At 34.4% G+C, this 1352-nt stretch carries 2 protein-coding genes and 2 pseudogenes; all 4 read left to right on the forward strand.

Annotated elements, in window-relative coordinates:
- A pseudogene (locus LJE11_RS20915) lies at positions 1 to 98 on the forward strand (YdcP family protein); the annotation flags it as partial.
- Between the two features lie 102 nt (positions 99 to 200).
- Entirely contained in the window at positions 201 to 842 is a 642-nt protein-coding gene (locus LJE11_RS19040) for a DUF3796 domain-containing protein (RefSeq protein ID WP_025579173.1), read from the forward strand.
- 3 nt (positions 843 to 845) lie between these two features.
- The gene (locus LJE11_RS19045; RefSeq protein ID WP_008787613.1) at positions 846 to 1049 is read left to right on the forward strand and encodes a helix-turn-helix transcriptional regulator; all 204 of its coding nucleotides are present in this window, start codon (positions 846 to 848) and stop codon (positions 1047 to 1049) included.
- Positions 1050 to 1117: 68 nt separating this feature from the next.
- A pseudogene (locus tag LJE11_RS19050) lies at positions 1118 to 1352 on the forward strand (ATP-binding protein); the annotation flags it as partial.

Genomic DNA, 1352 nt, shown 5'->3' on the forward strand with positions numbered 1-1352 from the left:
GGTATGTAAAGGCAGAGGATATTGTGTTGAAGAATAAAGGCAACCAGAACGCAGGTAGCCCACAGAACCCTACACCGCAGGGACAGCCGAAGAAATAAAAGTGATGTATTTGTCTTAATTTTGATTGACACGAACAATGCGGAGTGATATATTTATCTCATAAAGATACAAAAACATCTCATTTGAAAGGAGAGATAAATATGTCAAAGAAACAAATTAAAAAAATTATTTTTATGGGGGTAGGGTGTGCTTTATTGCTTATTGTTGGTACAATCTACTCCCTATTATACAATGATGGACGCTGGGTCAAAAATATGGATATGTCGGAATATGTATTTTCTTACAAGGATATTCCTATGTTAGTAATTGGAGCTTTAATAGCACTATATGCTATCTATATAGTAATTATCTGCTTTAAAAATGTCTTTTCAAAAAACAGCAGGGAAAAACGATATTCAAGAACAATTTCTCCTTACTGGGGATTTTGTGGAATGTTTGGTTTTCTGGGGTTTGGCGGATTTTGGACATACTATAAATTTGGAGAAATATTTCCTTTTGCTTTTTTCATATTTTTTGGTTTTTTCAGTTTTTTCTTTGAAGGTAAACTTTCTCATATCTTAGAAGATGAGCTTTTTCAAGAAAATAAACGTAAGGCACAATTAGAAGCCTACAAGATAGGTTTTAAACTATTATTTGTAGTTATCTGGCTTATGGCAATAGGTATGTTTTCCCGTAATGTTGAGTGGTGTGCAATATTTATGCTGATTTCTGTTTCACTTATCTATGCTCTTGTTCTTTTTCTTAGCAACTATTTATTATATCGTTATGAAAAAAGGGAATAAATTATGGAAGCAAAGTTTGTATGTAATTTAAAAAAATATCGTGTAGCACAAGAATTAACACAAGAACAACTCGCTGACATTGTAGGTGTTCGTCGTGAAACTATTATGAGATTAGAAAAAGCACAATATAATCCGTCACTTAAATTGGCAATAGATATTTCAAGAGCTGTAAAAGCTCCGATAGAAGATATATTTATTTTTGAATAAAGACAGTTTAAAGCAGTTAGTCTTAGGATTGACTGCTTTTTTCATATCCAGAAAGGAGTGATTGATTTATGCGTAAGATTTGTAACAAAGGACACCGTATCAGAGCCAGCGACAAGCAACTTGTCTATCACTTTTCCATAGGGACGCTTCTGTTTGTATTCGTAGCGGTTCTTTTGCTACTGAATACGAAACAGCTCATGCGTACCGATTGGGAGCATTTCAGCTTGTTAGAGAACGGCTTGACGCTCTCCCCTTACAACTTCATAACCATACTGATAGCGACTGGTGTTTGTGCATTGGTCG

The sequence above is a fragment of the Blautia sp. DFI.1.216 genome (assembly GCF_020594215.1).
Taxonomy (GTDB): domain Bacteria; phylum Bacillota; class Clostridia; order Lachnospirales; family Lachnospiraceae; genus Blautia_A; species Blautia_A wexlerae.

What these genes read in the sequence shown, in the direction of transcription:
- LJE11_RS19040 (WP_025579173.1), top strand. Translation starts at nt 201, where the DNA reads ATGTCAAAGAAACAAATTAAAAAAATTATTTTTATGGGGGTAGGGTGT.
- LJE11_RS19045 (WP_008787613.1), top strand. Translation starts at nt 846, where the DNA reads ATGGAAGCAAAGTTTGTATGTAATTTAAAAAAATATCGTGTAGCACAA.